General features: G+C 72.1%; 8 protein-coding genes. 3 read left to right on the top strand and 5 right to left on the bottom strand.

Translation table 11 applies throughout. The features are described 5' to 3' along the window. Nucleotides 1–247: 247 nt before the first annotated feature. The gene (locus KMS84_RS09725) at nucleotides 248–1,915 is read right to left on the bottom strand and encodes a fumarate hydratase (protein ID WP_256915699.1); all 1,668 of its coding nucleotides are present in this window, start codon (nucleotides 1,913–1,915) and stop codon (nucleotides 248–250) included. 189 nt (nucleotides 1,916–2,104) lie between these two features. Between KMS84_RS09725 and KMS84_RS09720 the strand changes: the two genes are divergently transcribed. After that, nucleotides 2,105–2,812 carry a DUF1707 SHOCT-like domain-containing protein gene (locus KMS84_RS09720; protein WP_256915698.1) on the top strand — a complete coding sequence of 236 codons (708 nt, stop codon included), beginning with the start codon at nucleotides 2,105–2,107 and terminating at the stop codon, nucleotides 2,810–2,812. Nucleotides 2,813–2,943: 131 nt separating this feature from the next. Next, nucleotides 2,944–3,318: a WhiB family transcriptional regulator gene (locus KMS84_RS09715; protein WP_069768104.1), complete on the top strand. Its 375-nt coding sequence runs from the start codon at nucleotides 2,944–2,946 to the stop codon at nucleotides 3,316–3,318. Between the two features lie 87 nt (nucleotides 3,319–3,405). Here KMS84_RS09715 and glpX read toward each other — a convergent pair whose 3' ends face one another. Further along, nucleotides 3,406–4,440, bottom strand: a complete 1,035-nt coding sequence (gene glpX, locus KMS84_RS09710; RefSeq protein ID WP_256915697.1) for a class II fructose-bisphosphatase — start codon at nucleotides 4,438–4,440, stop codon at nucleotides 3,406–3,408. A 131-nt stretch (nucleotides 4,441–4,571) separates the two neighbouring features. Here glpX and KMS84_RS09705 point away from each other — a divergent pair, with 131 nt between their 5' ends. Next, on the top strand, nucleotides 4,572–5,096 hold the full coding sequence (locus KMS84_RS09705; RefSeq protein WP_256915696.1) for a DUF4245 domain-containing protein: 525 nt from the start codon (nucleotides 4,572–4,574) through the stop codon (nucleotides 5,094–5,096). A gap of 98 nt (nucleotides 5,097–5,194) precedes the next feature. On the opposite strand, the gene KMS84_RS09700 is transcribed toward KMS84_RS09705, so the two are convergent. From KMS84_RS09700 to xseA, 3 genes are all read right to left on the bottom strand, one after another. Then, on the bottom strand, nucleotides 5,195–5,785 hold the full coding sequence (locus KMS84_RS09700) for a malonic semialdehyde reductase (protein ID WP_256910545.1): 591 nt from the start codon (nucleotides 5,783–5,785) through the stop codon (nucleotides 5,195–5,197). Nucleotides 5,786–6,240: 455 nt separating this feature from the next. Next, nucleotides 6,241–6,492, bottom strand: a complete 252-nt coding sequence (locus KMS84_RS09695; protein WP_256915695.1) for an exodeoxyribonuclease VII small subunit — start codon at nucleotides 6,490–6,492, stop codon at nucleotides 6,241–6,243. After that, nucleotides 6,489–7,763 carry an exodeoxyribonuclease VII large subunit gene (gene xseA, locus KMS84_RS09690; protein WP_256915694.1) on the bottom strand — a complete coding sequence of 425 codons (1,275 nt, stop codon included), beginning with the start codon at nucleotides 7,761–7,763 and terminating at the stop codon, nucleotides 6,489–6,491. The genes KMS84_RS09695 and xseA overlap by 4 nt, the downstream gene beginning before the upstream one ends. Nucleotides 7,764–7,801 lie beyond the last annotated feature (38 nt).

Raw genomic sequence — 7,801 nt, 5'->3', positions numbered from 1 at the left:
CCCCCCAGCCGCCCCCGCGCGCTCACCCGAGGCCGGGGCCGCGGACCGGGATCGTGGTGAAGGCGGGCGCGGGCGCCGGGTCCTGGAAGAAGTCGTTCGGCTTGTTCGTCCGACGGCACCAGCCAGCCCGTCCGGCGTTCGAGGACGAGGCCGTTCAGGCCGAAGCGGGGTCGAAGGGGCGGCAGGCCCTGGGGATGGGACGGGTAGGGGCGGCGGGGGCGAGATCCATCCCCGCCGCCGGGAGGCACTACGCCAGGCCCGGTCCCCGCACCGGGATCGACGTGAACGTCGGGGCCGGCGCCGGGTCCTGGAAGAAGTCGTTGCCCTTGTCGTCGACGACGATGAACGCCGGGAAGTCCTCGACCTCGATCTTCCAGACGGCCTCCATGCCGAGCTCCTCGTACTCGACGACCTCGACCTTCTTGATGCAGTCCTGGGCGAGCCGCGCGGCCGGGCCGCCGATGGAGCCGAGGTAGAAGCCGCCGTGGGCGTCGCACGCGTCGGTGACCTGCTTGCTGCGGTTGCCCTTGGCCAGCATCACCTTGGAGCCGCCCGCGGCCTGGAACTGCTCGACGTAGGAGTCCATGCGGCCGGCGGTCGTCGGGCCGAAGGAGCCGGACGCGTAGCCCTCGGGGGTCTTGGCCGGGCCCGCGTAGTACACCGGGTGGTCCTTGAGGTACTGGGGCATCTCCTCGCCCGCGTCCAGCCTCTCCTTGATCTTGGCGTGCGCGATGTCACGGGCCACGACCAGCGGGCCGGTCAGGGAGAGCCGGGTCTTGACGGGGTACCTGGTCAGCTCGGCGAGGATGTCGTCCATCGGCTGGTTCAGGTCGATCCGCACGACGTCGGACGACTCGTCGAGGTGCTCGTCCGTGGTCTCGGGAAGGAACCGCGCCGGGTCCGTCTCCAGCTGCTCCAGGAAGACGCCCTCGGCGGTGATCTTCGCGACGGCCTGGCGGTCGGCCGAGCAGGACACGGCGATGGCGACCGGGCAGGACGCGCCGTGCCGCGGGAGGCGCACCACGCGCACGTCGTGGCAGAAGTACTTGCCGCCGAACTGCGCGCCGATGCCGATCCTCTGCGTCAGCTCGAAGACCTTCTCCTCCAGCTCCTTGTCCCGGAACCCGTGGCCCAGCTCGGAGCCCTCGGCGGGGATCTCGTCCAGGTAGTGCGCGGAGGCGTACTTGGCGGTCTTCAGCGCGTACTCGGCGCTCGTGCCGCCGACGACGATCGCCAGGTGGTACGGCGGGCAGGCGGCCGTGCCCAGCGAGCGGATCTTCTCCTCCAGGAACTTCATCAAGGAGGCCTCGTTCAGGACGGCCTTGGTCTCCTGGTAGAGGAAGCTCTTGTTGGCCGAGCCGCCGCCCTTGGCCATGAACAGGAACTTGTACGCGCCGCCGTCCGCCGCGTACAGCTCGATCTGCGCCGGGAGGTTGGAGCCGGTGTTCTTCTCGTCCCACATGGTCAGCGGGGCCATCTGCGAGTAGCGCAGGTTCAGGTTCAGGTAGGCGTCGTAGATCCCGCGGCTCAGGGCCGCCTCGTCGCCGCCGTCGGTGAGCACGTTCTGGCCGCGCTTGCCCATGACGATCGCGGTGCCGGTGTCCTGGCACATGGGCAGCACGCCCGCGGCCGCGATGTTCGCGTTCTTCAGCAGGTCCAGCGCCACGAACTTGTCGTTGGCGGAGGCCTCCGGGTCGTCGATGATCCGGCGCAGCTGGGCGAGGTGGGCGGGGCGCAGGTAGTGCTGGATGTCGTGGATCGCCTCCTCGGCGAGCTTGCGCAGCGCCTCCGGCTCCACCTTGAGGAACGTCCGCCCGTCGGCCTCGAAGGTGGAGACACCCTCGGAGGTCACCAGCCGGTAGGGGGTGGTGTCCTCTCCCATGGGGAGCAGATCGGTGTACGCGAACTCAGGCATCTCGCCCATTCCTCACTCGACAGACGGCGCCCGCCTCCATTGGCGGGCGCCCACCAGCGTAGAACCTGCCGCGGACGGGCCGCCTGTGAGGTCGGGCTCAGTGGGGCCCGCATCCCGGCGCCGGGTTCCCGGCGGTGACGGCCTTCGGCGGGGGTATCGCGATCTATCGTGTTTGGGTACGCTGCTGCCGTGGACCTTCAGAAGCAGAGCAGCGCCCCTGCCGCCGCCCCCGCGGCCTCCGCGCCGGCCTCCGAGCTGCGTGCCTCGGACGCCGACCGCGACCGTATCGCCGACATGCTGCGCGAGGCCCTGGCGGAGGGCCGGCTGACGGCCGACGAGCACGCCGAGCGCGTCGAGGGAGTGCTGGCCGCCAGGACCGTCGGCGAGCTGGAGGCGTTCGTGCGGGACCTCCCCGCCGCGCACGAACGGCGCGCGGCCCCCGCCTCGGCCCCCTCCCGGCCCACCGCCGGCGCGATTCCGGCCGACCCCGACGACAGCGTCGTCGCGATCTTCAGCAGCGCGGTCCGCCGCGGGCGCTGGCGCGCGGGCCGGCGCATCCACGTCTACGCGGTCTTCGGCAGTGTGGAGATCGATCTCACCGAGGCGCTCTTCGAGTACCAGCAGGTCGTGATCAAGGCGATCTCGGTCTTCGGCAACGTGGAGGTCCGCGTCCCGGAGAACGTCTCGCTGCGCGGCACGGGCGGCGCGGTGCTCGGCAACTTCGAGGTGGTCGCGCTCGACTCCCCGCAGCCGGACGCGCCGGTGGTCTACGTGGACGGCTGGGCGGTCCTGGGCAACATCGAGGGCCGGCCGAAGCGGGGCAAGCTCGTGGCGGACATCCTCGACCGTGTGCAGCGCAAGGTCGACAAGGGGCTGCGCAGGCACCTGGACCACTGAGGGACGGGAACGCGCCAACAGCGGCGGCGGCGGGGTCCGGCGGTCGCCAACCCTGTGCATAGGCGCGCGTACAGCGGGTAGGCCTTGCTGCATCGTCGCTCGCTCGCGAAGCCGTCGTCAGGAGTAGACCCGTGCTGCAACCGCCGCATTCGTCCCTGCAGGTCGCCGCCGTCCCGGCCCAGCGGGTGCCAGCGCGCGACAGGGACCAAGACGCTCCCTGGCACACCGAGGCGGTGTGCCGCCGGGACGAGGCAGGCCTGTTCTTCGCCCCGTCCAAGGAGCCCACGGCCGCCCGGCTGTCGCGCGAGGAAGCGGCCAAGCGGGTCTGTGCGCGCTGTCCGGTGATGGTGGAGTGCCGCGAGCACGCGCTGTTGCAGCCCGAGCCCTACGGCGTCTGGGGCGGCCTCACCGCCGCCGAGCGCCGCGTGGTCCTCGCCCGGCGCCGCCGCCGTGACGTCGAACTGCAGAAGGCGCGGGCGGCGGGCCGCATAGCGCAGGCCGGTTAGGGCCTGCCCGGAGCATGAGAAGGGGCGCCCCCCTCCGCACCGGGGGGCGCCCGCGGTTCGCGGCCGGGCCGCTCGGCCCGGCCGGGGCTACTTCGCCCGGTCGAAGTCGACGGCGCTGTAGGCGCGCAGCTTGCTCAGCCGGTGCTCTGAGTCGATGCGCCGCACCGTCCCGGACTTCGACCGCATCACGATCGAGTCGGTGGTCGCGGTCTCCGAGCGGTACCGGACGCCCCGCAGCAGTTCGCCGTCGGTGATGCCGGTGGCGACGAAGAACACGTTCTCGCCGGTGACCAGGTCCTCGGTGGTCAGCACCCGGTCGAGGTCGTGTCCGGCGTCGATCGCGCGCTGCCGCTCCTCGTCGTCCTTGGGCCACAGCTTGCCCTGGATGACGCCGCCCAGGCACTTCACGGCGCAGGCCGAGATGATGCCCTCGGGGGTGCCGCCGACGCCGAGCAGCAGGTCGATGCCGGTGCCCTCGCGCAGGGCCAGGATCGAGCCCGCGACGTCGCCGTCGGAGATCAGCTTGATGCGTGCGCCGGTGGCCCGGATCTCCTCGATGATGCCCGCGTGCCGGGGCCGGTCCAGGATGACGACGGTGACGTCCTCGGGCGTGCCCCGCTTGGCCTTGGCGACCCGACGGATGTTGACCTCGACGGGCGCGTCGATGTCGACGAACTCGGCCGCCTCGGGACCGGTGACCAGCTTGTCCATGTAGAACACGGCGGACGGGTCGAACATCGCCCCGCGCTCGGTGGCGGCGAGGACGGCGATCGCGTTCGGCATGCCCTTGGCCGTCAGCGTGGTGCCGTCGATCGGGTCGACCGCGATGTCGACCTCGGGCCCCGTGCCGTCACCGACGCGCTCGCCGTTGAAGAGCATCGGGGCTTCGTCCTTCTCGCCCTCTCCGATGACGACCACGCCGTTCATCGACACGGTGGACACGAGGGTGCGCATGGCGCGTACCGCGGCGCCGTCGGCGCCGTTCTTGTCCCCGCGTCCCACCCAGCGGCCGGCGGCCATGGCGGCGGCCTCGGTCACCCGGACGAGTTCCAGGGCGAGGTTGCGGTCGGGGGCTTCGGAGGGGACATCGAGTTCGGACGGCAAGTGATGATGCTCGGTCATCGGAGCGCACCTTTCTGACTGATACGACGACGGCCGGATGAGGGTTCGATGCCCGACTCTATCGTCAGTCCGACAAAATGAGCAGGGGACCCCACGGATGAGCGCGCCGGGCACCTGCGACGATAGGGGGCGTGGCAGGTTCGAACGGCAAGCAGAAGACGGCCCGGGACATGATCCTCTCCCTGGGGCTGATCATGATCGCGGCGTGGGTCATCTACCTCTTCATCCCGCACGAGGACCGCGCTCCCGACGTCAAGCGGGTCGACTACCGCGTCGAGCTCCTCACCGCGCGCCGCGCGGCCTCGTACCCGGTGGCCGCGCCCGAGGGCCTGCCCGAGACGTGGAAGGCGACCTCGGTGCGCTTCAAGGGCGACGCCTTCGACGCCTGGCACCTCGGTTTCCACGCCCCCGACGGGGAGTACGTGACCATCGAGCAGTCCACTCAGCGCCGCTCGCAGTTCATCGACGAGGCCAGCCAGGGTTCGACCGCGACCGAGGTCACCGAGCGGATCGCCGGCCGCACCTGGACCCGCTACACCGGCGGCCGCTACGACGCGCTCGTGTTGCAGGACACCAAGGGCTCGACCACGGTGGTCGCGGGCACGGGCGGCTTCGGACAGCTGGCGACGATGGCCGGTGCGCTGAAGCTGGCGTGAGCGCCCCCCGGCGTACGACAGAAGGGGCCCCCGGCATGCCGGGGGCCCCTTCGCGTGTCAGCGGTCTCGCGTGTCGGCGGTCTCGCGCGTCAGCCGTCTCAGACGGTGGTGACGACCTCGTCGTACGCCAGGCGCGGGGAGCGCGGGTACCAGGCGCCCTCGCCGGGACGGCCGATGTTGACGACCATCAGCGGGGTGTGGTCGTCGTCGAGGAACTCCTTGCGGACGCCTTCCAGGTCCACGCCGGTCATCGGGCCGGCGGCGAGGCCCGCGGCACGGACGCCGATGATGAAGTACGCGGCCTGGAGCGCGGCGTTCAGCGCGGCGGCGCCCTCACGGGCCGGACGCTCGCTGAAGAAGAGGTCCTTGGCCTGCGGGAAGGCCGGGAAGAGGGTGGGCAGCTCCTCGTGGAACTCGTTGTCCGCGGAGAGGATCGCGACCAGCGGGGCGGTCGAGGTCTTGGCCTGGTTGCCCTCGGCCATGTGCTGCACCAGGCGCTCACGGGCCTCGGCGGAGCGGACCAGCGTGATGCGCAGCGGGGTCTGGTTGAACGCCGTCGGTCCGTACTTGACCAGGTCGTAGATCGCCTGGACCTGCTCGTCGGTCACCGGCTCGTCGGTGAAGGTGTTCGCGGTGCGGGCCTCGCGGAACAGCAGGTCCTGGGCGGCGGGGTCGAGAACGAGAGACATGCGTGGGCTTCCTTGGGTTGCGTCCGGCGGGTCCGATACGACCGGATCCCGTACCGGACCGTGGTCCGGATCGGCTGACGTGGTCGACCGTACGCGAGAGAAGTTCAAGGTTCAACAAAGGGTGGGGTGGAGTGATCCGCTTCACAGCCCGCCGCGACCGGGCGACCGGCGTCCGACGATCCCGCGGGAGGGCGGCGGCGCGGTGCGCCGCGCCTGGACCGGAGCCTGCGCGCGACGGCCGACGGACCTGGGACCCGCGGGAGGGAGACGGCCGATCCCGGCCGCCGGTCGCCCGTCGCCGATCCCGGTCGCCCGCCCGCCGTCGCCCGCCGGTCGTCGTCGGCCGATCACCGATCACCGATCACCGAACGCCGATCACCGAACGCCGAACGCCGAACGTCGGTCGCCAAAGGCCGGCCGCCGAATGTCGGCCGACGTGCGTCACGTGCCGGGCGTCACTCGTCGGCCGCGCCGCTCGGGGCCCGGTTCCGCTCCTCGTCCGTCTTCTCCTCGGCCAGCGCCGCGTCCAGCCGTGCCCGGGCGCCCTCCAGCCAGCGCCGGCACACCTTGGCCAGCTCCTCGCCGCGCTCCCACAGGGCGAGGGACTCCTCCAGCGTCGTGCCCCCCGCCTCCAGCCGCCGTACGACCTCGATCAACTCGTCGCGGGCCTGCTCGTAGCCGAGGGCCTCGTCCGTCCTGCTCGTCATGCACCCATTCCCTTGCCGGTTCCTGCCTGGTCGTCGACGCCGCCCGCCGCACCCGCGCCGCCCGGGCCGTCGACCCGGACGGTGAACTCGCCCTCGGCGACCCGCGCGCGCAGCACGTCGTCCGCCGTCACCTCGCCCGGGTCCCGCACCACATGCCCGTCGGTCCGTTGCAGCACGGCGTACCCGCGCCGCAGGGTGGCGGCCGGCGACAGGGCGACCACGCGCGCGTGCGTGTGCGTCAGCTCGGAGTCGGCACGGTCCAGGAGGTGCCCGAGCGTGCGCCGCGCGCGGTCCGCGAGCGAGGCGACATGGTCGGCCCGCTCGTCGATCATCCGGTGCGGATCCTGGAGCGCCGGTCGCGCGAGGGCGTGCGCGAGCCCGCGCTCCTCCCGCTCCACCGCGGCCTCCACGCACCGGCGGGCGCGCCCGCGCAGCATCCGCACCCGCTCCAGCTCCTCGCCGACGTCCGGCACCACCTTCTTCGCGGCGTCCGTCGGCGTCGAGGCGCGCAGGTCGGCCACGTGGTCGAGCAGCGGGTTGTCCGGCTCGTGCCCGATGGCCGAGACCACGGGCGTGCGACAGGCCGCCACCGCGCGGACCAGCTGCTCGTCGGAGAACGGCAGCAGATCCTCCACGCTGCCGCCGCCGCGCGCGACGACGATCACGTCCACCTCGTCCAGCGCGTCCAGCTCCTTCACCGCCTGGACGACCTGCGTCACCGCGTGCACCCCCTGCACGGCGACGTTGCGCACCTCGAAGCGGACCGCGGGCCAGCGGTGCCGGGCGTTCTCCAGGACGTCCCGCTCGGCGGCGGAGGCCCGCCCGCACACCAGCCCGATCAGCTGGGGCAGGAAGGGCAGCGGCTTCTTCCGCGACGGCGCGAAGAGCCCCTCCGCGGCCAGCGACTTCTTCAACTGCTCCAGCCGCGCCAGCAGTTCCCCGACGCCGACCGGCTTTATCTCCACGGCCCGCAGCGACAACTGTCCGCGCGGCGCGTACCACTCCGGCTTGGCGTGGACGACGACCCGGGCGCCCTCGCCCACGACGTCCGCCACCGCGTCGTAGACCTGGCGGAAGCACGTCACGCCCACGGAGATGTCGTGCGACGGGTCCCGCAGCGTCAGGAAGACGACGCCCGCGCCCGGGCGCCGGGACAGCTGGGTGATCTGCCCCTCGACCCACACCGCGCCGAGCCGGTCGATCCATCCCCCGATGAGCCGCGAGACCTGGCCGACGGGCAGCGGGGCGTCCGCGGACGTGTTCACAGCCATGCGGTCGAGAGTATCGGCACGGACCGACAACCCGGGGT

It is taken from the genome of Streptomyces hilarionis (assembly GCF_024539675.1).
GTDB classification, from domain to species: domain Bacteria; phylum Actinomycetota; class Actinomycetes; order Streptomycetales; family Streptomycetaceae; genus Streptomyces; species Streptomyces hilarionis.
The sequence above is the reverse complement of the archived record's forward strand: the minus strand, read 5'-3'. Positions and strand labels throughout refer to the sequence as shown.